A 22,218-nucleotide genomic window follows, 5' to 3' on the forward strand; every position below is an offset into this window, starting at 1 on the left:
CATTGGCAAACCACCTAGCCAAGCCGGACTTTGCAGCGGCAATCGTCAAAACAAGGTTAATGCAATGCTTACGATCGTGATTAATTTAACGTTTACATAAATTGGATGAATCGCGCCGAGATGCGCGGAAATGCTGGGCCGCCGCTCCGCAAAGGCGGCTTGTAAGGAATGCCAGCCGACGAAAATTTGATAAATTCAGTTCGCCAGCCTTGCCAGCGCCCATACCATCAAGGGGGAATCCGGAAAGGTCAGCAGTCCGCCCAGGCCGAGTGCGATCCCGTAGGGAACACCGGCCGACTCTTCGGCGAAATGACGCAGGAATGGATTGCGGCCGGTGAAAACCGCCAGCGTCGACTTCCGGTAAAGCAGGATCGCGATTGTCAGAAGGCCGCCGATGAATGTCGAGACGACTAGATATTCAACGAGATGCACGTTGAGCCCCATCCACACGGCCGTGGCGGCCAGCAGTTTGGCGTCGCCGCCGCCCATGCCACCCAAGGCGAACAGGCCGAACGTCACGGCTAGGACGATGGCGCCAGCCGAGAAATGTCCGCCATAGGCTGCCCAGTCCATGCCCGTCAGCGGCGCCACCAGCGCGAAGACGACGACAAGCAATACTGGCACGCGATTGGCGATCGTCATCGACAGCATATCGGAGATCGCTGCAAACAGCATGCAGAAGGGGAAGACGACGAAAATCAGGGCTTCAAGCATCGGCGCTGTGCCTATTGTCCGGGTCAACGGGGTTTTAGTCTAGGCATGTTCCGTTAATGATTTATGAGGCCAAGAGCGAAGAGCGGACCGCCACTGACGGCAGGACAGAACAAGGGCCGCCACATGGCGGCCCTTGTTCAGAAGATCTAAGCGACCAGCAATACGGCAGATCAGGTGCCGGTGGTATTCAGGGTCGTTCCGATAGCAGCGAACTTGGCATTGATAGCATTGCCGAGCGCACCGGCGCCGGTGATGATGGCGAGCGCGATGAGAGCGGCGATCAGACCATATTCGATGGCGGTCGCGCCGGATTCGTCCTTCACGAAACGTGCGATGAGATTAGACATTCGAGAGCTCCTACTCCACGTGTTACAGCACTTCCGTCAACTTCTGTGATGGTTGATCGGATGCTGCAAATCTAGGGAGAAGCTCTTTCGATCGGCTTAATAAACAGCCTTACCGATTCCTTTCCCCACCAGAACATCTTGCGTGGTTAACTCCACACTAAGCGCTGACTAATGTTGTGTTTTGCGGCTCGACGCCGCAAACGGCAAGGGCTTGGGCAGGCTTGCGACGCGTGCACGAGTTTGGTGATGCGCTCGTCCATGCCGACCGCCACATCCGAGCGCAACAAGTCAACTTAACCGTTGGTTCACCAATCTCGTTCATGTTCCGTTGAACAGTCCGCCTGCGTGGAGCGCCTTGATGGCCGTGCCGAGATCGTCGATTCTGATTGCCGTGCTCCTTGCCGCCGCCAGCTTGACCGCGCCCGCCAGGGCCGGCGCCGGGATCGAGGTCACCATGAACCAGGCCAAGATCGTGAAATTGTCGCGCCCCGCCGATACGATCGTCGTGGGCAACCCGGCAATCGCCGACGCCTCCGTCCAGGATGCCTCGACGATCGTGCTCACCGGGAAGGGTTTCGGTGTCACCAATCTCGTCGTTCTTGACCCAGAGGGCAGCCCGATCGTCGACGCACAGGTCACCGTGGTCCGCCAGGCGGCCACGTCGGTTCGCATTTACCGGCGCGCGGAGGTCCAGACCATGTCGTGCACGCCCTATTGCGAAAGCTCCTACAAGAGTGACGCGGAGAAATCGTCCGAAGCCGAGATGAGCGTCACCAAATAAGCCGTGCGGGGGCCACGCCAGCGCCCAGGTTACTGCCTGGTTAAAATGCCTGCGCCGAGTTTAACGATCATTCAAACCGGACCTCAATTGGTTTGCACTAATACACCTGTCAGCACCGTCAGGATGGCAGGAACATCGCATGAGCAAGGAATTCGGCTCGACAGATCAACGCAAGATCGAGCGCGCCAGGCCTTTCCACCGCTTCGTGCGCGACCGGCGCGGCGCCACGGCGCTGGAGTTCGCGCTGCTTGCAATGCCGTTCGCGCTTCTCGTCTTCGCCATCCTCGAAAGCTGCATCTCATTTGCCAGCCAGGAGGTGATGGCCAACATTACCGACGATGTCGCGCGCCGGCTGCGCACCGGCCAGTTGAGGGCCGCCGACGTCGCCGGAGACAATTTGAAGAACATGATCTGCGGCAAGCTGGAAATCATCGTCTCGCAGGATTGCCCCAATCAGTTGAGCGTCGATCTTCGCCAATACACAGCATTCGCGGACGCGGCACAGGCCGGCTTCAGGATCCAGGGCGGTAACATCCAGCTGACGAATAGCGGCGCCGATGTGCCCTTTGCCGTCACGGCGGGTGCGGCGGAGTCAAAGAACATGCTGCGGGTCTTCTACAAATGGCCCATCATGACCAACCTGATGGCGCAGTCGATGGGCGGCAACAAAACCCTGCATTTCGCTTCGGTGACCTGGCAGAATGAGCCGTTCGACAATTGAGACCATCAGCGAAGCAACAACTTAAAAAAGGGCAGTGAATATGATGCGTGCGGGGGCACATCAGGGAATTGCTGGGCTCTGGGGCAAGTCAATCCAGTTCTGGTCCAATCGTCGTGGCGTCGCGGCGGTCGAGTTCGCGCTTATCGCGCCTGTCCTGCTGGTCATGTATTTCATGACCATGGAGGCTTCGCAGGCCATTGAGACGAGCAAGAAGGTCAGCCGTGTCGGCAGCATGGTCGCCGATCTCGTCACACAACAGCCGACCATCGCCAAAGTGGACCTCGATGCCATCATGAAGATCGGCATTTTGACCCTTCAACCCTATAGCCGCTCCGTGCCGGATATCACCATCACGGCCATACAGGTCACCACCGATCCCACACCGAAGGTGCTGGTGGTGTGGTCGCGCAAGGTGATCAACGGTGTGAATGGCGTCGGAGCGACCGCCGGCACCGCAACCACGGTTCCGGCAAGCCTCAGGGTCCCCGGGACGTTCCTCGTCCGCGTGGAAAGCAATCTGGGCTATTTGCCGATTATCAACTGGCAGCCGGACACCACTCAGAAGCTTGGATTGACCCCATCTCTCACTACGAAGATCCCGATGGGCGAAACCTATTTTCTGCGTCCCCGCAGAAGCGTCACGATCCCTTGCAGCGACTGCTGAAGGACTTTATTGCCGGCCATCCACCGACACCATCCGCACGATTGCCTCCGCCGCCGAATAGTCCTTCGGAACCACGGCCATGAAGCCGCCGGCATGCTTCGGCTCCAGAAGATCGTAGACATCCGGCGTCGTCGATTTGAGATTGGTGAGGAACACCGTCAGCCGACGCTTGGCTTCCGGATCGAGGTCGCCGCGCACCGCATGGGGACCGTATCTCAGCAGACCCGACGTCCACACGACCTGAAGAGCCGACGCCGAAAGGCCTGATGATTCGAGCCTTGCCTGGGTGCCCCCGGGCGGTCGCGGCTGACCGTCGGCCGCTGCCTTCACCCAACCGAACATGGCGTCGGCCTCGCCGTCGACAAGCATGGTTTCAGCCGCCGATGGCGACGGGGCATGGACAAGGAATGGTGCGCCCTCGGCGATCCTGACGTGTTCGGCGGCCAAGCCCGCCAGCGGCAAAAGCGAACCGCCGACGCTGTCCGGCGGCGGCATGGCGATCCGGCGGGTCTCCATGTCAGCCAAGCCGGGCAATTTGCCGTCCCTGGTCAGCAGTACCGAGCGAATGCCGGCCGCACCGTCTGAATCGACCGGAGCCACGAGCGGCTCAATGCATTCGCAGCGTTGCAGCGCCGTGGCGTAGGCGATCGCTGAATAGATGGCGTATTCGATCCGCGCATTGGCCTGTGCCTCGATCAGTGCCGCGTAATCGCGGGCAACGACGAATTCCACCTTCATGCCGAGCGCATCGGTAAAGGCTTGCGTCAGCACGGCCAGCCCCGGAACGGTATTGCCGGCGCCGGGTTCGGCGACGATACCGATGCGAAATGTGCTGATATCGTCGCGCCAGTCCGCCCACGCCGGTCCACCGCAGAACGCACCGTTCACAGCCATGAGGGCAGTCCATGTCTTGAGCGCACCCTTCATGACGGGACCGCCTTGCCTCTTGTTTCGTCCATGGGCGCCCAACTGGTCGCGACACCTGATCTTTGTGCCTGTATTGCCGTTTGGTTTCCGAATTGCCAAGGCCGCCGCGGAACCCTATGTCTTGAGGTCCACACTGGCAACAAATGACCCGATGGCGCGTGCATTCCTCTTTGTCCTGGATTCCTTCGGCATCGGCGGCGCGGCCGACGCAGAACGCTATGGCGACGCCGGTGCAAACACGCTGGCGCACATCGCCGAAGCTTGCGCGGAAGGGCGCGCCGATCGCGAAGGGCTTCGTCAGGGACCACTGTTCGTCCCCCATATGGCATCGCTGGGACTTAGCAAGGCGGCCGAGACGGCGACAGGACTGGGTTTTACCCATTTCGGGACGGACCTGCTCGCCAATGCCTTCCATGGCGCGGCGCAGGAGATTTCGAGCGGCAAGGACACGCCTTCCGGCCACTGGGAGATCGCAGGCCTGCCAGTGCGCTTCGACTGGGGTTATTTCCCGGATACGGTTCCCGCCTTTCCGGCCGATCTGACCGAGGCGATCATCCGCGAGGGCAAGGTTTCAGGCATCCTCGGCAATTGCCATGCGCCAGGCACCGAGATCATCGAGCGGTTCGGCGAGGAACATATCCGCACGGGCAAGCCGATCTGCTACACGTCGGTCGATTCCGTCCTGCAGATCGCCGCTCATGAGGCCCATTTCGGCCTCGAGCGGCTCTATGAGTTGTGCCAGGTGGTGCGCCGGCTGGTTGACCCGCTGAGGATCGGACGGGTGATCGCGCGCCCCTTCGTCGGCGAGACATCAGCCACCTTCGAACGAACCTACAACCGCCACGACTACGCCGTGCCGCCGCCCGAACCGACATTGCTCGACCGGCTGACGGCGCGCGGCAGCCGCGTCATCGCCGTTGGCAAGATCGGCGACATCTTCGCCCATCGCGGGGTTTCACAAGTGCGCAAGGCGGCAGGCAACATGGCCATGTTCGACCAGGCGCTGGGCGCCATGGACGAGGCCGGCGACGGTGACCTCGTGTTCGCCAATTTCGTCGATTTCGACACCGAATTCGGCCATCGCCGCGATGTCGCCGGTTATGCCGCCGCACTCGAGGCCTTCGACCGGCGTTTGCCGGAGGCATTTGCGAAGCTGAAGCCGGGCGACCTTCTCATCCTGACCGCCGACCACGGCAACGATCCGACCTGGCGCGGCACCGATCATACGCGCGAACGCATTCCGGTCATCGGCACTGGACCCGGCCTCAAAGGCGGCGACATAGGGCTGAGGGCGACATTCGCCGATATCGGCGAGACGGTTGCCCAACATCTGCGGCTGGCGCGCGGCCGTAACGGCACGTCCTTCCACGCCACGATTGGCGGCCATGCCTGAATTGCCCGAAGTCGAGACGGTCCGGCGCGGCCTGCAGCCGGTCCTGGAAGGTGCCCATCTGGCCAGGGTCGAGATGAGACGACCCGATCTGCGCTTCCCCTTTCCCGAACGGTTCTCGGAGCGGCTGACGGGCAGGACGGTCACGGCGCTTGGCCGGCGCGCCAAATATCTGACCATGCATATGCAGGGCGGTCCGGTTCTGATCTGCCACCTCGGCATGTCGGGCTCCTTTCGCATCGAGACCGGCGACGACGACGAGACACCGGGCGTGTTCCATCATGAGCGTTCCAAGAGCGCGGCGCACGATCATGTCGTGTTCCATGTCGTTTCCGCGGCCGGCGCGCGCTCCCGGGTGATCTTCAACGACCCGCGCCGCTTCGGTTTCATGCTGTTTGCGGAAGAGCCGCCGGAGACGCATCCGATGCTGGACGGACTGGGTGTCGAGCCCACCGGCAATGCGCTGGACGGCGTTCTGCTTGCCTCGCTGCTGAAAGGCCGCAGAGCGCCGCTCAAGGCAGCGCTTCTCGACCAGAGGCTGATCGCCGGCTTAGGAAATATATACGTCTCGGAGGCGCTCTGGCGCGCACGCCTGTCACCCCTGCGCGAGGCAGGCACCATCGCCAAGCCAGGCAAGAAGGCCAGGGAACAAAGCGAATGCCTCGCCGAGGCAATCCGTTCGGTCATCGCGGACGCCATCGCTGCCGGCGGGTCTTCACTGCGGGACTATATGCACACCGATGGGTCGCTGGGCTATTTCCAGCATTCCTTCGCCGTCTACGACCGCGAGGGTGAGCCTTGCCTCAAGCCCGGCTGCAGCGGCCAGGTCGAACGCATCGTGCAGAGCGGGCGCTCGACCTTCTATTGCCGGACCTGTCAGAGGTAAGCTAGACCGCCGTCGAGCAAGGAGAAGCAAGCCCATGGACCATGAAACGATCATAATCGAGACGCGTGGCAAGGTCGGGCTGATCACGCTGAACCGGCCAAAGGCGCTCAATGCGTTGAATTCCCAGATCCTTGCTGAACTCGTCTCGGCCGTGAACGGTTTCTGCGCCGATCCTGGCATCGGCGCCATGGTTGTTACCGGTTCCGACAAGGCCTTCGCCGCCGGTGCCGACATCAAGGAAATGCAGGCGATCTCCTACGCGGATGCCTACAGCCAGGACTTCTTCGCTGGCTGGGAAGAGTTCACGCGGGCACGAAAGCCGATCATCGCGGCGGTGGCCGGCTATGCCCTGGGAGGCGGCTGCGAACTCGCCATGATGTGCGACTTCATCATTGCCGCCGATACAGCCAAATTCGGCCAGCCCGAGATCACGCTCGGTGTCATTCCCGGCATGGGCGGGTCGCAACGCCTGACCCGGTTCGTCGGCAAATCGAAAGCAATGGACATGTGCCTGACAGGACGGATGATGGATGCCGCCGAGGCCGAACGTTCGGGCCTGGTGTCGCGGGTCGTTCCGGCCGCCGAACTGGTCGAAGAGGCCGTCAAGGCGGCGGCCAAAATCGCGGATTTCTCGCTGCCATCGGTGATGATGGCCAAGGAAGCGGTGAACCGCGCGTATGAGACGACGCTTGCCGAGGGATTGCGCTTCGAACGCCGCCTGTTCCACTCGCTTTTCGCGCTCGAAGACCAGAAGGAAGGGATGGCGGCGTTCGCCGAAAAACGGAAGCCGAATTTCACCAACCGGTAGGGCGTGGCGGGCCAGCGTCCGAAACCCGTGGCATCGGCAAAAAGAACGCCAGTCGGCGTTGACGCGCCGGAAAAGCTGAACTATAAGCCGCACCAACCGAGGCGGCCCCGTGGCTGCCCGTTTGTTTTTTGCGCCCTGCGGCACGCCGCGTGCGCCGACCAGATCAGAAGAGAGGCATCATGGCCAACACATCCTCGGCCAAAAAGGCAACGCGCAAGATCGCCCGCCGCGCAGCGATCAACAAGAACCGCCGCTCGCGCGTCCGCACCTACGTCCGCCAGGTCGAGGAGGCACTCGCCTCCGGCGACAAGGCGGCCGCACAGGCCGCCTTCAAGGCAGCCGAGCCGGAATTGATGCGCGCCGCGACCAAGGGCGTGATGCACAAGAACACAGCGTCTCGCAAGGTGTCGCGCCTCGCCCAGCGCCTCAAGGTGCTGTCGGCCTGATATCGACTTTTCAGGAGATCTTCTTCGAACCCGGCCGATCGCGCCGGGTTTTTTCGTTTGCCGGCAAGTACTTAAAAAGAATAACCGCAGACAGCCCCAAGTTCAGGTTCCCGAGTTCGAAATGGTTTGCCGGCACATACATGCCCGCTGATGATCGGCGCGCTTCAAAAGGGCGGACCGAGAAAACTCCGCCCCGCACAAATAGCTGTTTGTTCCCAAGCAGTTAGCGACAGTCATCCACAGCTTGTCCACAGCGCGCCGAAGGGTCAGGAGGACAACTGGCTGTCAAGTGAATTATTTCAGAAAATTTCGCGCCGGCCCGGCTTTTTCATATTCGTCGGAAAAGGGTTTGAATCCCAATGGCTTTGTCAAAATATGCCGCCGCGGCATGGCGCTCCAACCCGCCCGAGGTAACCAGATTCCTTAAAAATCCGTTAGACGTGGCCTTGCCCTATCCACAGCGATTTCGGTAATGTCGATCTATCGAACGGGGCGGGCCTCTGGCCCTTAACCCAGCCTTACGCGGCCAGCTTAAATTGGCGGGATTTGCGACGTGGATCAAGTCCGCGAACGGGTATGGTTTGCTCTTTTTCGATACGGTAGGGGACTGGCGTAACTAGACACATGGCAGGTAGGACGGCGCGCCGGCGCTCTTTCGCCGGACGGTGTTGTATTGCCCTGACATACCCAACGCGGACTGGCTTCCATGGGCCGGCACCGGTTCCCGCCGGATGGTGGGCGACGCTCATTGCCGGCGGCGGCAATGGCATCGTAGCGAAGACACGGTCGCCGGAAAAGGATGCAGGAGGCGCATCCCCAGCGAAAAACAGGTACAGAAAGGCAAGGAACTCGATCATGCAGAGCGGCATCGAAAGGGAGCTTACGGGCGACCTCCCATTTCCTGGAACTTTGATCGGAGCAAACGAGATGGCGGTCTCCAGCGACGCGGAACAGAAGTTCGACCGGGTCAAGGCCCAGTTGAAGGCGCGCCTGGGAACCGAAGTCTATTCCAGCTGGTTTGGACGCATGAAGGTCGCGGAAGCGTCCAAGGGCATTGTCCGCATCTCCGTGCCCACCGCCTTCCTGCGCTCGTGGATCAACGGCCACTATCATGATCTCATTTCAGAGCTGTGGAAGCACGAGGATCCCGAGCTTCTCAAGATCGAAATCGTCGTGCGCACCGCAACCCGTCAGGGGCGCGGCCAGCCCGAACCGGAATTGGCGCCGGCCCGCAAGATGACGCGGCAGACGCAGACGGCGCTGGCCGCCGGCACCGTCAGTCCAGGTAGGGTGGAGCGGTCTCCGATGCCGCGTCCGGGCGTGCCGGTCGAGAGCGAGTTCCGCCACAATGTTCTGGGATCACCGCTTGATCCGCGTTACACGTTCGGCTCCTTCATCGAGGGACCGTCGAACCGGGTCGCCTTCGCCGCCGCCAAGGCCGTGGCGGAATCGCAGTCGAGCGCGGTACGCTTCAATCCGCTTTTCCTGCATGCCACCGTCGGGCTCGGCAAGACTCACCTGCTGCAGGCCATCGCGGCGGAATCGCTGAAGCAGAACCCGAAGTCACGCGTGGTCTACCTCACCGCGGAGTATTTCATGTGGCGCTTCGCCACGGCGATCCGCGACAACAACGCACTGACGCTCAAGGAGCAGTTGCGCGACATCGATCTCTTGATCATCGACGACATGCAATTCCTGCAGGGCAAATCGATCCAGCATGAATTCTGTCATCTGATCAACATGCTGCTCGACAGCGCCAAGCAGGTCGTCGTTGCCGCCGACCGTCCACCGTCGGAGCTGGAATCCCTCGAACCGCGGGTCCGTTCGCGTCTCAATGGCGGCGTCGCCCTCGAAATGTCGGCGCCCGATTTCGCCATGCGGCTCGGCATGCTCAAACTGCGTCTGGCCACGGCCAGGATCGACGATGCATCGCTGGGCATTTCCGAAGAGATCCTCAACCACGTTGCCCGGACCGTGACCGGCAGCGGACGTGAACTGGAGGGCGCCTTCAACCAGCTCCTGTTTCGCCAGTCGTTCGAGCCGCAGATCACCATCGATCGCATCGACGAGATCCTCGGCCACATCTATCGCACGGGCGAGCCGAAGCGGGTCCGCATCGAGGACATCCAGCGCATCGTGGCGCGCCACTACAACGTCTCGAAGACGGAATTGCTGTCCAATCGGCGCACGCGCACCATCGTCAAGCCGCGACAGGTCGCCATGTATCTGTCGAAGGTGATGACGCCGCGCTCGCTGCCGGAAATCGGAAGGCGCTTCGGTGGCCGCGATCACACGACGGTGCTGCACGCCGTGCGCAAGATCGAGGACCTTTCCGGCAATGACAACACGCTGGCGCAGGAACTGGAATTGCTGAGAAGGCTGATCAACGACCAGGCCTGACCGGTCAGAAACCGCCCGCTTGCGGGGTTGGCCAGCTTTATCCCCAGAAAGCCCGCGCAACCGGCCCGAACCGGTGGCGCGGGCTTGCGTTCACTGGCTTTTTCCTGTCAGTTTGCGTAGATTCTGAAGCCTGTTCAGAGCTTTCGCGGGGCGCCGGCAGCCGGAGACCCGTTCATTCATTCAAGCGAGCCTGTTTCGTCATGCGTGTTATTCTGGAACGATCAAATCTCCTGAAGTCGCTCAACCACGTGCACCGCGTGGTCGAACGGCGCAACACCATACCGATCCTGTCGAACGTGTTGCTCAGCGCGGACGGCGCCAGCCTCGAAATGAAGGCCACCGACCTCGACCTGGAGGTGACGGAAGCGACGCCCGCCAAGGTCGAGCGCGGCGGGGCGACGACGGTCCCCGCGCACCTGCTCTATGACATCGTGCGAAAGCTCTCGGACGGTGCCGAGGTAATGCTGAAGACAGACGAGGACGGCAACGCCATGACGGTGACGTCGGGCCGCTCGAGCTTCCGCCTGCAGTGCCTGCCGCAATCCGACTTTCCCGAGCTTTCGGCCGGATCCTTCTCGCACATCTTCCGCCTCGATGCGGTGGCGCTGAAGGGTCTGATCGAGAAGACGCAGTTCGCCATCTCCACCGAGGAGACGCGCTACTATCTTAACGGCATCTACCTGCACACGCATGAGGTCGGCGGCAAGCTGAAGCTGCGCTCGGTGGCAACCGACGGCCATCGCCTGGCGCGCGCCGAGATCGACGCGCCGGCTGGCTCCGAGGGCATGCCGGGCATCATCATTCCGCGCAAAACAGTGAGCGAGCTGCAGAAACTGGTCGACGATCCGGATGTCGCCGTGACCACCGAGTTGTCCGACACCAAAATCCGCTTCACCATCGGCAGCGTCGTCCTCACCTCGAAGCTGATCGACGGCACCTTCCCGGACTATCAGCGGGTCATTCCGACCGGCAACGACAAGAAGCTGATCCTCGACCGCCAAAGCTTCGCCGCCGCGGTCGACCGGGTCTCGACCATCTCTTCCGAACGCGGCCGGGCGGTGAAGCTCTCGATCAGCGAAGGCCAGGTGACGCTTGCGGTCAACAATCCGGATTCAGGCAGCGCCACGGAAGAACTGGCGGCCAACTATTCGGCCGACCCGATCGAGATCGGCTTCAACGCCAAATACCTGCTCGATGTCGCCGCGCAATTGACCGGCACGGAGGCCAAATTCATGTTGGCCGATGCCGGTTCGCCGACGCTGATCCACGACATGGCCGACGAGACCGCGCTTTACGTGCTGATGCCGATGCGGGTATAGCCGGCGCGGCGTCGCTGGCAATACGACTAGGCCTTGGTTGCGGCGACTTCTAAAGGCGGATAGCGGTTGCCGGCACAAACCCACATAAGTAAGCTCACGCTTACCAATTTTCGCAACTATGCGACCCTTGCGATAGATGTCGCGCCGGGCGCCGTGGTCTTTTCCGGCGACAATGGTGCCGGCAAGACCAATCTCCTCGAAGCGATCTCCTTTTTGACACCGGGACGCGGCTTGCGCCGCGCAGCCTACGGGGATGTGGCCCGTGAGGGTGGCGATGGCGGTTTTGCCCTGCATGCACGGCTCGACGGACCTGAAGGCGAGGTCGAGATCGGCACAGGCATTTCCGGAGGCGACACCGCGGAGAGCGGCAGGCGGGTGCGTATAAATGGAGCCGCGGCGCGGGCCGAGGACATGCTGGAATGGCTGCGTGTGGTGTGGCTGACGCCGGCGATGGATTCGCTGTTCACCGGGCCGGCAGCGGATCGCCGGCGCTTCCTCGACCGGCTGGTTCTGGCGATCGATCCCGGCCATGGCCAGCGCGCACTCGATTACGAGAAGGCGATGCGAGGCCGTAACCGCTTGCTGACGGAAGGCTCGCGGGATGCCAGCTGGTTCGAGGCGATAGAGACGCAGATGGCCGAGACCGGCGTGGCGATAGCGGCCGCGCGCTCCGAGTTGGTGCGCCTGCTGGTGGCCATGATCGACCGGCTGCCCGACACCGGACCGTTTCCGCAGGCCGATATCGGCCTTTCGGGTGAGTTGGAGGCCGAGATTGCCGGTGCACCGGCGGTCGATGTCGAGGAGCGGTTCCGACGGGCGCTTGCCGATGGCCGCGACCGGGACCGCGCCGCCGGACGCACCCTCGAGGGTCCGCACCGCTCGGACCTCATGGTCCGGCACCGGCCCAAGGCAATGCCGGCCGAACTCTGCTCGACCGGCGAACAGAAGGCGTTGCTGGTCGGTATCGTGCTGTCGCATGCCCGGCTGACCGGCGAAATGTCCGGCCTGACGCCGATCCTGCTGCTCGACGAGATCGCGGCGCATCTTGATGGCGGCCGCCGCGCGGCATTGTTCTCGATCCTGGAAGACCTGAACTGCCAGGCCTTCATGACGGGCACCGATGCGGCGCTGTTTTCCAGCCTGCATGGCCGCGCGCAGTTCCTGACGGTCGACCATGGCACGGTTGGGCCAACCGAAGACCCCTGACAAGGTTTTTCGACCGCTATATGGTCCTGATATGACTACCGCGCTCACCGCCGACGAGATCGAACGCTATGCCCGCCACATCGTGCTGCCCGAGGTCGGCGGCGCTGGCCAGCAGAAGCTCAAGCAGGCTCGGGTGCTGGTGATCGGCGCTGGCGGGCTCGGGGCGCCGGTGCTTGAATATCTCGCCGCGGCCGGTGTCGGCACGCTCGGCATTGTCGACGACGACACTGTTTCGCTCTCCAACCTACAACGGCAGGTCATTCACGGCACCGATACGGTCGGCATGCTGAAAACCCAGAGTGCAGGGGCTGCGATCGCCCGCATCAATCCCAACACATCGGTCGAAACGCACACGTTTCGACTCACCGCGGAAAACGCCCCTGCCCTCGTCGCCAAGTACGATATCGTCGTCGACGGGTCCGACAATTTCGAGACGCGTTACGTGGTTGCCGATGCCTGCGCCAGCGAAGGGAAGCCGCTGGTGCATGCGGCCGTCGGACGTTTCGATGGCTCGGTCACCGTGTTGAAGCCGTTCGAGGACGGCAGGGACGGCAAGCCGAACCCGAGCTATCGGGATCTGTTTCCCGAAGCCCCGCCGCCGGGCATGGTGCCGTCCTGTGCGGAGGCCGGAGTGCTCGGCGCGCTGACCGGGGTCGTCGGCACGCTGCAGGCGATGGAGGCGATCAAGCTGATCACCGGCATAGGCGAGCCGCTGATTGGCCGGCTGCTGCTTTACGATGCGCTCGCCGCCCGCTTCGAGACGATCCGCTACAAGAGACGCTGATCTTGGAACGGCCCCATGTTTCAATCATGCAAATCCCCGCCGATTTCGGCCGCTGGGGTGATGTGCTTGCCTTGATCATGCATGCTTTCGCCCTCATGGACGGCGTCATCGACCCGCCATCGTCGGCTCACCTGCTCACAGTCGAAGCACTGCGCGCCAAGGCCCTGCGGGAGACAGGCTTTGTGGCGCTCGACGGCGACAGGATCGTGGGCTGCGTTTTTGCTCTTGAAAGGGTCGAGGGTCTTTATGTCGGCAAGCTCGCCGTCGCCCCGGACCGCCAGGGGCAAGGCATTGGCCGGCGGCTGATGCAAGCGGCCGAAGATCTGGCCCGCAGCCGCGGCAAGGCCGACATCGAACTGGAGACGAGGATCGAGTTGACTGCAAATCATGCCGCCTTTGCCCGGCTCGGCTTTCACGAAACCGAACGGACGGCGCATCAGGGCTATGACAGGCCGACGTCCATCACCATGCGCAAGACCATTTCGTAAGCTTCGGTTTATGAGAGCCGGCGCCTGGAAGGTTTTCAGGTCCTGAGCGGCAGCACGCGGTCCGGCGGGCGATGGCCATCGACGAAGGCGCGGATATTGATGATGACCTTCTCGCCCATGTCGATGCGGCCCTCGAGCGTGGCCGAGCCCATATGCGGCAGAAGCACGACCTTGTTCCTGGCGGCGAGCTTCAAGAGCTTGCCGTTCAGGGCCGGTTCGTGCTCGTAAACGTCCAGGCCGGCGCCGGCGATCTTGCCGTCCTGGATCAGTTTGACCAGCGCTTCTTCGTCGATGATGTCGCCGCGGGCAGTGTTGACGATATAGGCGGTGGGCTGCAGCAACGCCAGCCGCCGCGCCGACAGAAGATGAAAGGTGGCGGGTGTCGAGGGACAATTGACCGAGATGATGTCCATGCGGGCCAGCATCTGGTCGAGACTCTCCCAATAGGTCGCCTCCAGCCCATCCTCGACCGCCGGCAGCACACGATGCCGGTTGTGATAGTGAATGGACAGGCCGAAAGCCTTGGCTCGCCTGGCAACGGCGGTGCCGATGCGGCCCATGCCGACAATGCCGAGCCGCTTGCCCCAGATGCGCCGGCCAAGCATCCAGGTCGGCGACCAGCCGGCCCATTTCTTGTCGCCCGTGAGCACATTGGCGCCTTCCGCCAGCCGGCGCGGCACCGCCAGCATCAGCGCCATGGTCATGTCGGCGGTATCTTCGGTGAGCACGTTGGGCGTGTTGGTGACGGTGATGCCCCTCTTGGCCGCCGCCGCCACATCGATCTTGTCGACGCCGTTGCCGAAATTGGCGATCAGCTTGAGATTGTCGCCGGCCTGGGCAATCAGTGCGGCGTCGATCTGGTCGGTCACGGTCGGCACCAGCACGTCGGCTTCCTTGACCGCGGCGACCAGTTCCGGCTGCGTCATCGGCCTGTCCTCGACATTCAGCCTCGCGTCGAACAGCTCGCGCATGCGGGTCTCGACCGGGTCGGGCAGCTTTCGCGTGATGACCACGAGAGGCTTCTTTTTGCCTACCATTGTTTCCCTCGTTGAGACCTCTTTAACCAAGACAGGCGAAACTGAAAGCCGGTCGCGGTAGCCGATTTACCCATGTAACAAGCGGTGCCGCCGAAGACAAAGAAAAAGGGTGCCGCAGCCATCGGGCCGGTGCCGAAAGGAACGAAAGTGTCTGGTTTCGCGTCGCTTCGCCTGGCCCTCAGCGCAGCATTTCTCGGCGCTCTTCTCTATACTCCGCTTGCCGACGCGCAAAGCGCGGCCGCTCCCGCCCAGGGCGCCATCACGCTCGGACCGAGCGGCCTGCCGCTGCCGCGATTCGTCAGCCTGAAATCCGGCCGCGTCAACTCGCGTGTCGGTCCCGGCGCCAACTATTCGGTCGACTGGATGTATATGAAGGCTGGCCTGCCCATGGAAATCATCCAGGAGTTCGATACGTGGCGGCGCGTGCGCGACGCCGACGGCTCGGAAGGATGGATCAACCAGTCGCTGCTTTCGGGCCGGCGTACCGCAATCGTCGCTCCCTGGCAACGCGGCAAGGGCGGCCAGATCAACCTTCTCAAGAGCCCCGAAAAGGATGCCAGGGTGGTGGCGATCGTAGAACCCGGCGTCATGGGCACGATCAAAGCCTGCGACGGCCAGTGGTGCGAGATGACGTTCGACGGCCACACCGGCTGGCTCGCCCAGTCGGTCGTCTGGGGCGCTTATCCGGGCGAGCGGGTCAAGGACTGAACGTCTCGCTTTTGCGCCCGATACGGCCGAGATGGGTATCCTGAAATCCTGTTGACAGCTTCAAGCCGTAGCCCAACGCGCGGTCGATCGCGATGTGGGCAATCCAGATCAGTGCTATGGCGCTGCCGACCGCACTGCCGGCGAGGTGCCCGGCAAGCAACAGGAGCACCGGCACGATCAGAATGTGCAAGGCGTTGTAGGCAATGGCGCCGACGCGCGAGCCGCCGAGATAACCCAGCATCGACAGGTCCGGCGCCAGGATGAGCAACGCGAAGAGCCACCAGGAAGCGCCTGTCGCGCCATAGAAGACGATTGCGGCAGCCGCCGCGACGGCCCATTCGAGCCGGACTGTCCAATCGAGAGATTTCATCTCAGACCGATTATCCGGGCCGGACCGATTGTTCCGCCCTTGCCGATCATTCCCGACGCTTGGGACGCAGCCTCACCACGATATCGACATTGGCGATCTCCATGCCTTCGGGCGGCTCCGGCAGGTTGGTGACGGTTACCGGGCCGTTGGCGATGTCGAAAATCCTGTTTTCGCCTTCGATGTAGAAATGGTGGTGGTCGGAGGTGTTGGTGTCGAAGTAGGTCTTGGAACCCTCGACGGCGAGAATGCGCAGCAGTCCCGCCTGGGTAAACTGGTGAAGCGCGTTGTAGACGGTGGCCAGCGATACCGGCACGCCGGCGGCCTGCGCCTCCTCATGTAGTTCCTCAGCCGACAAATGGCGGTCGCCCTTGGCGAAAAGCAGGTCGGCCAGCGCAATGCGCTGACGGGTCGGCCTCAGGCCGGCTTCACGTACCCGCTTGTCCACAGCGACATTTTCCTTCCGGCAGCCCCGGTCCATCTGGTCTTCCAAGCTCGCAGTCCCGCTTCAAGACACGCCCAGAATGGCAAAAAAATGAATATCTGCCGGAACCGGACCCCTGTTGACATATATTCTGTCGCCCGAATGCGATCAATAGCGCGCATTGACCCGGGCAGACTGGCGGGTTAAGCGCAAACGCCGGTTTCCGGCCAGAAACAGATTGTGTTAGGACACCAACGACAAGGGCGCGCTACCGCCCGGACGATATGGGGACGAAATTGATGGCGGGTTCGAAATCCAGCTACGACTACGAAGAATTGCTGGCCTGCGCTCGCGGCGAGCTGTTCGGACAGGGCAATGCCCAGTTGCCCTACCCGCCGATGCTGATGTTCGACCGTATCACCGAGGTCAGCGAGACCGGCGGCGCCTTCGAAAAGGGCTTCATTCGCGCGGAATTCGATATCAAGCCCGACCTGTGGTTCTTTGCCTGCCATTTCATCGGCAATCCGATCATGCCGGGCTGTCTCGGCCTTGACGCGCTGTGGCAATTGACCGGCTTCTATCTGGGCTGGCTTGGCGAACCCGGCAAGGGAATGGCGCTGTCAACCGGAGAGGTCAAGTTCAAGGGCATGGTCACGCCATCGGTCAAGAAGGTCGAGTATGGCGTTGATTTCAAGCGTGTGATGCGCGGCCGGCTGGTGCTCGGCATCGCCGATGGCTGGATGAAGGCGGATGGCGAGCCCATATATGCGGCGACGGACCTGAAGGTGGGTCTGTCCAAGCAGTCGGCGGTCGCTTGACCGCAGCCCTGGCCCGCCCATTGGCCAGCATCCCTGGAAGGAGTTGCGAATGAGACGTGTCGTAGTCACAGGCCTCGGCATCGTGTCGTCGATCGGCAACAATGCCAACGAGGTGCAGACCTCGCTGCATGACGCCAGATCCGGCATCAGCTTTTCCGATTCCTTTGCCGAACATGGCTTCCGGTGCCAGGTCTGGGGCGCGCCGACGCTCGACCCCTCGGCTATGATCGATCGCCGCGCGATGCGATTCCTGAGCCAGGGCGCGGCCTGGAATCACGTCGCCATGGACCAGGCGATCGCGGATGCCGGCCTCGACGAGAGCGACATCACCAACGAGCGCACCGGCATCGTCATGGGTTCGGGCGGTCCCTCCACCCGCACCATCGTCGAGGCGGCCGAAACCACGCTCAAGAACGGCAGCCCCAAGCGCATCGGTCCCTTCGCGGTGCCGAAGGCGATGTCGTCGACGGCCTCGGCAACCTTGGCCACATGGTTCAAGATCCATGGCGTCAACTATTCGATCTCCTCGGCCTGCTCGACCTCGGCGCATTGCATCGGCAATGGCTACGAGCTGATCCAGTGGGGCAAGCAGGACATGGTCTTTGCCGGCGGCCACGAGGATCTCGACTGGACGATGTCGGACCTGTTCGACGCCATGGGCGCCATGTCGTCGAAGTTCAACGACAGGGCCCCGACCGCATCGCGCGCCTACGACGCCAATCGCGACGGCTTCGTCATAGCCGGCGGCGCCGGCGTCCTGGTGCTGGAAGAACTGGAGCACGCCAAGGCGCGCGGCGCCAAGATCTACGCGGAGATCGTCGGCTACGGCGCCACTTCGGACGGTTTCGACATGGTTGCGCCCTCGGGCGAAGGCGCGGTCCGCTGCATGCGCCAGGCGCTGGCGACGGTTTCCACGCCGGTCGACTATATCAACACCCACGGCACCTCGACGCCGGTCGGCGATTCCAAGGAAATGGGAGCGATCCGTGAAGTGTTTGGCGAGAAGATGCCGTTCATCACGTCGACGAAGTCGCTGACCGGCCATTCTCTGGGCGCGGCGGGCGTGCAGGAATCCATCTATTCGATCCTGATGATGCAAGGCGGCTTCATCGGCGAAAGCGCCCATATCGAGACGCTCGATCCGGAATTCGAGGGCATGCCGATCGTACGCAAGCGCATCGACAACGCAGGGATCGACACCGTTCTGTCGAACTCCTTCGGTTTCGGCGGCACCAACGCGACGCTCGTTTTCCAGCGCTACTCCGCATAAGGCCAAGTTTTTCATATAAGGATTGCCGGCCATGGACGGATTGATGATGGGCAAGCGCGGGCTTGTCATGGGTGTTGCCAACGATCATTCGATCGCCTGGGGCATTGCCAGGAAATTGTCCGAACAGGGGGCGGAACTGGCCTTCACCTACCAGGGCGAGGCTTTTGGCCGCCGGGTCAAGCCGCTCGCCGACAAGCTCGGCGCTTCGCTGGTCGTTCCCTGCGACGTCGAGGACAGCGCTTCGGTCGCCGCCACGTTCGAGACGCTTGGCAAGGCGTGGGGTGGACTGGACTTCGTCGTCCATGCCATCGGCTTTTCCGACAAGAACGAGTTGAAAGGCCTCTATGCCGATACCAGCCGGGACAATTTCGTCCGCACCATGGTGATCTCCTGCTATTCCTTCACCGAGGTGGCGCGCAATGCCGCGCCCTTGATGACTGCCGGCGGCTCGATGATCACGCTGACCTATGCCGGCTCGGTCCGCGTCATGCCGAACTATAATGTCATGGGCGTCGCCAAGGCTGGCCTGGAGGCCAGCGTGCGCTACCTCGCCAACGACTACGGTCCGCGCGGCATCCGGGTCAACGGCATCTCGGCCGGTCCGGTGCGTACACTGGCCGGCGCCGGCATTTCGGACGCCCGCCACATGTTCTCCTACCAGCAACGGAACTCGCCGCTGCGCCGGACCGTGACGATCGACGAGGTCGGCGGCTCCGCGCTCTATCTCCTGTCCGACCTTGCTTCCGGCGTCACAGGCGAAATCCACTATGTCGATTCCGGCTACCATATCGTGTCGATGCCGACGCTCGACGAGTTGAAGCAGACGGATGGCGGGCGCGACTAACGAGCGGCCCCGGTCACGCGGGTCTTTTGCCAGTGAAGAAAATAATCCTCTCCAGTAAAATTGGATTCATTCGCGGAAACTCATTTTAAGGAGGTTTCCGCTATAAAGCTTCCCATCTGGGGACCTTTTCATGCCTGCCGCCAGCAACCCGAAGCGAACACCCGTGTTCCGACTGCTCACGATAGCGAGTTCGGGCATTGGCAGTTTCGTCCTCGGACTCTGGGGCTTGAAGCACGGTCTCGGCGACGGATTTGCCGGGATATCGGCTGATATGATGGTGTCGGTCATGGCCGCGCTTTGTGCGCTGGCCGCATCGGTGGCGGCAATGTCCTTCTTTGCTGGTGTCGATGAATCGGCGAATTTCGTCTTCAACGAAACCCATTTCGACAAGCTGACCGGACTGCTGGCCCGCCCGGCGATGGTCGGCAAGATCGCCGAGGCGGCATGCGCTACAAGCCGCACCGGGGAACCGATGTTCCTGATCGACATCGACATCGACCGCTTCAAGCAGATCAACGACGCGATCGGCTACACCCAGGGTGACGAACTGATCCGCGCCTTCACCAAGCGGCTGCACGACTGCGTGCCGGCGCGCGCGCTGATCGGGCGGATCGGCACCGGCGAGTTCGCGGTGCTGCTTCCCGATCATCAGATCCAGGGGACCCTGGAAAGCATGATCGAGAGGCTCATCGACGAGATGATGGAGCCGTATGAACTCAGCACCCACCAGCAATCGGTGAGCCTGTCGGTGGGCATCGTGGCGATGCCCAAGGATGGGATCGATCCGGTCCTCATCCTGCGCCGTTCCAACCTGGCGCTGCAGAATGCGCGCGCCAGCGGGGTTGGCAACTGGTCGGTCTTCAACAGCGAGATGGGGCGGGTGGCCGACCATCGCCAATGGGTCGAGTCCGAACTGCACAATGCGTTCGAGCGCGGCGATTTCGACCTGCATTATCAGCCGCAGCTCGACCTTCCGACCGGCCGCATCGTCGGCTACGAGGCGTTGATCCGGTGGCAGCATCCCGAACGCGGCATGATCCCTCCGATGGAGTTTATCCAGATCGCCGAGGAGACCGGCATGATCAATCCGATCGGCGAATGGGTGCTGCGCAAGGCCTGTAGCGATGCCCGCCATCTGCCGGACGACTGTTTCGTCGCCGTCAACATCTCGCCGGTCCAGTTCATGACCAAGGATTTCGTCGGCCTTGTGCGCGACACGATGCGGAGCACCGGCATCAAACCGTCACGGCTGGAACTGGAAGTCACCGAGACGGCGATGATGCAAGACCGCGACCGCGCGGCCGCCATCCTGAAAGAACTCGCCGAGATTGGGATCTCGGTCGCCGTCGATGATTTCGGCACCGGCTATTCCAACCTCAGCTATCTGATCGACTTCTCGTTCGGCAAGCTGAAGATCGACCGCTCCTTCGTTAGCCGCATCGATACCGATGCGAGCTCCGGCGCGGTCGTATCGACCATTGTCGGGCTTTCACGGGCGCTAGGCGTCAGCATCATTGCCGAGGGCGTCGAGACCGAGAACCAGGCGACACTGCTGCGGGCAGCCGGTTGCGAAGTGGTGCAGGGCTATCTGTTCGGCCGGCCGGCGCCGCTCAAATTCAGCGCTGGTGACAGGCACGCCACCGACGAGGTCCGGCGCGTCGCCAATCTACACTGACCTACAGCATGTCGCGGCGAATAGGATTCGCCCGACCACCTGTAAGCTTCTCATCTTATGCATGTCGTCGTCCCGGAACCGAGGACATTTCGGGCGACATGCATTAAACGGATCACGTCAGCGCCGTGCGACAAACACCTTGAACATGCCGTCGCGGGCAAGCTCGGCGTGGCTGGCAAAGGCGGCCGACAGCATCGGCTCGTAGGGAAGCTGGCGGTTGGCGACCAAGAACAGGCGTCCACCGGGCTTCAGGGCCTTGGCCGCGGCGCGGATCATGCCGACGCCGATCTCGGGCTCGGCCGCACGGCTGCGGTGGAAGGGCGGGTTCATTGCGATGACGTCGTAGCGGCGCTCGACAGGCTCGGCCAGCAGATCCATCCAGAAGAAGCCCTGCGCCACGGTGTTGGCAAGGTTGGCCCTGGCGGCCTCCAGCGCATCGAAATCGGCTTCGTAAAGATCCGGGGCCGATAAGCCCGGGCAGCGGGCAGCCATCTCGGCCGCCACGTAGCCCCAGCCGGCGCAGAAATCAGCCGCGGTGCCACGCAAATCACCGGGCAGATTGTCGACCAGCAGTTTCGATCCGGCATCGACGCGATCGAAGGAGAACATGCCGGGTGCGGTGCGGAAGCGGTCCTCAACGAGCAAGGCGGGATTGGCGGCGCGAAGCGTGGCGGCGGCTTGCACATCAACCGGACGACGCAGCCAGAAGGCAACACCATGATATTTTGGCATGTAGCCATCAAGCAGCACAAGATCGCCGACGCGCTTGCGCAGGCTTGCGATGCCATCCTCCTTGCCACCGGCAACGACGATCAATCCGCCCTCCGCCACCCGCTCGAGAGCCTCGGCGATGCGCAGTTCGTTCTCGCCGCGATGGCGGCCGGCGAGCACCAGAACTACATCAAAACCTTCACCGGTCGATTGCGGCGTGACTGTGAAGCCAGCCGCCTGCAACGCGCGGAAATACGGGCGAAAGCCCTGCACGAGATGCAGCGTAGCCTCGAAACCCGGTGGCAAGCGCAGGCCGGGTTCGGCGCCAAGGAAGAGAATGCGCTCGTCCCTGCCCGGCGGAGAAAGAGCCTCGGCCTCGAACGGATGAAAAAGCGTCTTCAACGCTTCAGAGGACATAGCCGTGCTCCATAAATAAAAGCGGGCGCGACATAAGCCGCGCCCGCTTCGATTTTTCCGTCAGAG

24 protein-coding genes are annotated in these 22,218 nt (G+C 62.4%); 17 read left to right on the top strand and 7 right to left on the bottom strand.

Going from position 1 to position 22,218, the window contains the following annotated elements; all coding sequences use genetic code 11:
• Window positions 1-195 precede the first annotated feature (195 nt).
• Together X739_RS143890 and X739_RS143885 are read right to left on the bottom strand one after the other, a co-directional pair.
• Window positions 196-714, bottom strand: a complete 519-nt coding sequence (locus X739_RS143890; protein WP_023773026.1) for a prepilin peptidase — start codon at window positions 712-714, stop codon at window positions 196-198.
• Between the two features lie 170 nt (window positions 715-884).
• Window positions 885-1,061 (bottom strand): Flp family type IVb pilin, encoded by a 177-nt coding sequence (locus X739_RS143885; protein ID WP_023773027.1) that lies wholly within the window; start codon window positions 1,059-1,061, stop codon window positions 885-887.
• A 358-nt stretch (window positions 1,062-1,419) separates the two neighbouring features.
• On the opposite strand from X739_RS143885, the gene X739_RS143880 reads away from it, so the two are divergent.
• The 3 genes from X739_RS143880 (at window position 1,420) to X739_RS143870 (ending at window position 3,227) form a co-directional block, all read left to right on the top strand.
• A complete protein-coding gene (locus tag X739_RS143880) occupies window positions 1,420-1,842 on the top strand; it encodes a pilus assembly protein N-terminal domain-containing protein (protein WP_023773028.1) in 423 nt (140 codons plus the stop codon).
• 139 nt (window positions 1,843-1,981) lie between these two features.
• Complete coding sequence (locus X739_RS143875) at window positions 1,982-2,563, top strand: TadE/TadG family type IV pilus assembly protein (protein ID WP_023773029.1); 582 nt, start codon at window positions 1,982-1,984, stop codon at window positions 2,561-2,563.
• 40 nt (window positions 2,564-2,603) lie between these two features.
• Window positions 2,604-3,227, top strand: coding sequence for a TadE/TadG family type IV pilus assembly protein (locus X739_RS143870; RefSeq protein WP_023773030.1), 624 nt, complete (start codon window positions 2,604-2,606; stop codon window positions 3,225-3,227).
• Window positions 3,228-3,233: 6 nt separating this feature from the next.
• On the opposite strand, the gene X739_RS143865 is transcribed toward X739_RS143870, so the two are convergent.
• Window positions 3,234-4,154, bottom strand: coding sequence for a PhnD/SsuA/transferrin family substrate-binding protein (locus tag X739_RS143865; protein ID WP_023773031.1), 921 nt, complete (start codon window positions 4,152-4,154; stop codon window positions 3,234-3,236).
• Between the two features lie 151 nt (window positions 4,155-4,305).
• On the opposite strand from X739_RS143865, the gene X739_RS143860 reads away from it, so the two are divergent.
• The 9 genes from X739_RS143860 to X739_RS143820 all read left to right on the top strand — a co-directional run bounded on the left by X739_RS143860 (window position 4,306) and on the right by X739_RS143820 (window position 13,881).
• Window positions 4,306-5,547 (top strand): phosphopentomutase, encoded by a 1,242-nt coding sequence (locus tag X739_RS143860; protein WP_023795396.1) that lies wholly within the window; start codon window positions 4,306-4,308, stop codon window positions 5,545-5,547.
• Window positions 5,540-6,430, top strand: coding sequence for a bifunctional DNA-formamidopyrimidine glycosylase/DNA-(apurinic or apyrimidinic site) lyase (gene mutM / locus X739_RS143855; protein WP_023773033.1), 891 nt, complete (start codon window positions 5,540-5,542; stop codon window positions 6,428-6,430). The genes X739_RS143860 and mutM overlap by 8 nt, the downstream gene beginning before the upstream one ends.
• A 34-nt stretch (window positions 6,431-6,464) precedes the next feature.
• The gene (locus X739_RS143850; RefSeq protein WP_023773034.1) at window positions 6,465-7,238 is read left to right on the top strand and encodes an enoyl-CoA hydratase; all 774 of its coding nucleotides are present in this window, start codon (window positions 6,465-6,467) and stop codon (window positions 7,236-7,238) included.
• Between the two features lie 179 nt (window positions 7,239-7,417).
• Window positions 7,418-7,684, top strand: a complete 267-nt coding sequence (gene rpsT / locus X739_RS143845) for a 30S ribosomal protein S20 (protein WP_015319343.1) — start codon at window positions 7,418-7,420, stop codon at window positions 7,682-7,684.
• An 855-nt stretch (window positions 7,685-8,539) separates the two neighbouring features.
• Entirely contained in the window at window positions 8,540-10,084 is a 1,545-nt protein-coding gene (dnaA, locus tag X739_RS143840) for a chromosomal replication initiator protein DnaA (protein ID WP_031241021.1), read from the top strand.
• A 200-nt stretch (window positions 10,085-10,284) separates the two neighbouring features.
• Entirely contained in the window at window positions 10,285-11,403 is a 1,119-nt protein-coding gene (dnaN, locus tag X739_RS143835) for a DNA polymerase III subunit beta (RefSeq protein ID WP_023773036.1), read from the top strand.
• A 66-nt stretch (window positions 11,404-11,469) separates the two neighbouring features.
• Complete coding sequence (recF, locus tag X739_RS143830; protein WP_023795397.1) at window positions 11,470-12,609, top strand: DNA replication/repair protein RecF; 1,140 nt, start codon at window positions 11,470-11,472, stop codon at window positions 12,607-12,609.
• A gap of 31 nt (window positions 12,610-12,640) precedes the next feature.
• Window positions 12,641-13,393 (top strand): molybdopterin-synthase adenylyltransferase MoeB, encoded by a 753-nt coding sequence (locus X739_RS143825; RefSeq protein ID WP_023773038.1) that lies wholly within the window; start codon window positions 12,641-12,643, stop codon window positions 13,391-13,393.
• 26 nt (window positions 13,394-13,419) lie between these two features.
• Entirely contained in the window at window positions 13,420-13,881 is a 462-nt protein-coding gene (locus tag X739_RS143820) for a GNAT family N-acetyltransferase (protein ID WP_031248074.1), read from the top strand.
• Between the two features lie 35 nt (window positions 13,882-13,916).
• Here the strand turns inward: X739_RS143820 and X739_RS143815 are convergent, their stop codons facing one another.
• Window positions 13,917-14,918 (bottom strand): D-glycerate dehydrogenase, encoded by a 1,002-nt coding sequence (locus X739_RS143815; protein WP_023773040.1) that lies wholly within the window; start codon window positions 14,916-14,918, stop codon window positions 13,917-13,919.
• 147 nt (window positions 14,919-15,065) lie between these two features.
• On the opposite strand from X739_RS143815, the gene X739_RS143810 reads away from it, so the two are divergent.
• On the top strand, window positions 15,066-15,626 hold the full coding sequence (locus tag X739_RS143810) for an SH3 domain-containing protein (protein WP_023773041.1): 561 nt from the start codon (window positions 15,066-15,068) through the stop codon (window positions 15,624-15,626).
• On the opposite strand, the gene X739_RS143805 is transcribed toward X739_RS143810, so the two are convergent.
• Both X739_RS143805 and irrA read right to left on the bottom strand, forming a co-directional pair.
• A complete protein-coding gene (locus tag X739_RS143805) occupies window positions 15,616-15,996 on the bottom strand; it encodes a DUF4260 domain-containing protein (RefSeq protein WP_023773042.1) in 381 nt (126 codons plus the stop codon). The genes X739_RS143810 and X739_RS143805 overlap by 11 nt on opposite strands.
• Window positions 15,997-16,042: 46 nt before the next feature.
• Complete coding sequence (gene irrA / locus X739_RS143800) at window positions 16,043-16,474, bottom strand: iron response transcriptional regulator IrrA (RefSeq protein WP_023773043.1); 432 nt, start codon at window positions 16,472-16,474, stop codon at window positions 16,043-16,045.
• A gap of 242 nt (window positions 16,475-16,716) precedes the next feature.
• On the opposite strand from irrA, the gene fabA reads away from it, so the two are divergent.
• The 4 genes from fabA to X739_RS143780 all read left to right on the top strand — a co-directional run bounded on the left by fabA (window position 16,717) and on the right by X739_RS143780 (window position 21,024).
• Complete coding sequence (gene fabA / locus X739_RS143795; protein WP_023773044.1) at window positions 16,717-17,235, top strand: 3-hydroxyacyl-[acyl-carrier-protein] dehydratase FabA; 519 nt, start codon at window positions 16,717-16,719, stop codon at window positions 17,233-17,235.
• Between the two features lie 49 nt (window positions 17,236-17,284).
• Complete coding sequence (gene fabB, locus X739_RS143790; protein WP_023773045.1) at window positions 17,285-18,505, top strand: beta-ketoacyl-ACP synthase I; 1,221 nt, start codon at window positions 17,285-17,287, stop codon at window positions 18,503-18,505.
• A 31-nt stretch (window positions 18,506-18,536) separates the two neighbouring features.
• On the top strand, window positions 18,537-19,349 hold the full coding sequence (fabI, locus tag X739_RS143785; protein ID WP_023773046.1) for an enoyl-ACP reductase FabI: 813 nt from the start codon (window positions 18,537-18,539) through the stop codon (window positions 19,347-19,349).
• Between the two features lie 130 nt (window positions 19,350-19,479).
• Complete coding sequence (locus tag X739_RS143780; protein WP_023795398.1) at window positions 19,480-21,024, top strand: bifunctional diguanylate cyclase/phosphodiesterase; 1,545 nt, start codon at window positions 19,480-19,482, stop codon at window positions 21,022-21,024.
• A 117-nt stretch (window positions 21,025-21,141) separates the two neighbouring features.
• Here X739_RS143780 and X739_RS143775 read toward each other — a convergent pair whose 3' ends face one another.
• Window positions 21,142-22,152, bottom strand: a complete 1,011-nt coding sequence (locus X739_RS143775; RefSeq protein WP_023773048.1) for a class I SAM-dependent methyltransferase — start codon at window positions 22,150-22,152, stop codon at window positions 21,142-21,144.
• Between the last annotated feature and the right edge of the window lie 66 nt (window positions 22,153-22,218).

Origin of the sequence: Mesorhizobium sp. LNHC209A00 (assembly GCF_000502915.1) — a bacterium.
Classification (GTDB): Bacteria; Pseudomonadota; Alphaproteobacteria; order Rhizobiales; family Rhizobiaceae; genus Mesorhizobium.

Excerpts from the sequence above, each read along its gene's own strand:
- X739_RS143875 (WP_023773029.1), top strand. The coding sequence starts at position 1,982 with ATGAGCAAGGAATTCGGCTCGACAGATCAACGCAAGATCGAGCGCGCC.
- X739_RS143775 (WP_023773048.1), bottom strand. The coding sequence starts at position 22,152 with ATGTCCTCTGAAGCGTTGAAGACGCTTTTTCATCCGTTCGAGGCCGAG.
- irrA (WP_023773043.1), bottom strand. The coding sequence starts at position 16,474 with ATGGACCGGGGCTGCCGGAAGGAAAATGTCGCTGTGGACAAGCGGGTA.
- X739_RS143825 (WP_023773038.1), top strand. The coding sequence starts at position 12,641 with ATGACTACCGCGCTCACCGCCGACGAGATCGAACGCTATGCCCGCCAC.
- X739_RS143815 (WP_023773040.1), bottom strand. The coding sequence starts at position 14,918 with ATGGTAGGCAAAAAGAAGCCTCTCGTGGTCATCACGCGAAAGCTGCCC.
- X739_RS143865 (WP_023773031.1), bottom strand. The coding sequence starts at position 4,154 with ATGAAGGGTGCGCTCAAGACATGGACTGCCCTCATGGCTGTGAACGGT.
- X739_RS143870 (WP_023773030.1), top strand. The coding sequence starts at position 2,604 with ATGATGCGTGCGGGGGCACATCAGGGAATTGCTGGGCTCTGGGGCAAG.
- X739_RS143820 (WP_031248074.1), top strand. The coding sequence starts at position 13,420 with ATGCAAATCCCCGCCGATTTCGGCCGCTGGGGTGATGTGCTTGCCTTG.
- fabA (WP_023773044.1), top strand. The coding sequence starts at position 16,717 with ATGGCGGGTTCGAAATCCAGCTACGACTACGAAGAATTGCTGGCCTGC.
- fabI (WP_023773046.1), top strand. The coding sequence starts at position 18,537 with ATGGACGGATTGATGATGGGCAAGCGCGGGCTTGTCATGGGTGTTGCC.
- mutM (WP_023773033.1), top strand. The coding sequence starts at position 5,540 with ATGCCTGAATTGCCCGAAGTCGAGACGGTCCGGCGCGGCCTGCAGCCG.
- X739_RS143885 (WP_023773027.1), bottom strand. The coding sequence starts at position 1,061 with ATGTCTAATCTCATCGCACGTTTCGTGAAGGACGAATCCGGCGCGACC.
- fabB (WP_023773045.1), top strand. The coding sequence starts at position 17,285 with ATGAGACGTGTCGTAGTCACAGGCCTCGGCATCGTGTCGTCGATCGGC.
- X739_RS143780 (WP_023795398.1), top strand. The coding sequence starts at position 19,480 with ATGCCTGCCGCCAGCAACCCGAAGCGAACACCCGTGTTCCGACTGCTC.
- rpsT (WP_015319343.1), top strand. The coding sequence starts at position 7,418 with ATGGCCAACACATCCTCGGCCAAAAAGGCAACGCGCAAGATCGCCCGC.
- X739_RS143805 (WP_023773042.1), bottom strand. The coding sequence starts at position 15,996 with ATGAAATCTCTCGATTGGACAGTCCGGCTCGAATGGGCCGTCGCGGCG.
- X739_RS143880 (WP_023773028.1), top strand. The coding sequence starts at position 1,420 with ATGGCCGTGCCGAGATCGTCGATTCTGATTGCCGTGCTCCTTGCCGCC.
- dnaA (WP_031241021.1), top strand. The coding sequence starts at position 8,540 with ATGCAGAGCGGCATCGAAAGGGAGCTTACGGGCGACCTCCCATTTCCT.
- X739_RS143890 (WP_023773026.1), bottom strand. The coding sequence starts at position 714 with ATGCTTGAAGCCCTGATTTTCGTCGTCTTCCCCTTCTGCATGCTGTTT.
- X739_RS143860 (WP_023795396.1), top strand. The coding sequence starts at position 4,306 with ATGGCGCGTGCATTCCTCTTTGTCCTGGATTCCTTCGGCATCGGCGGC.
- X739_RS143850 (WP_023773034.1), top strand. The coding sequence starts at position 6,465 with ATGGACCATGAAACGATCATAATCGAGACGCGTGGCAAGGTCGGGCTG.
- dnaN (WP_023773036.1), top strand. The coding sequence starts at position 10,285 with ATGCGTGTTATTCTGGAACGATCAAATCTCCTGAAGTCGCTCAACCAC.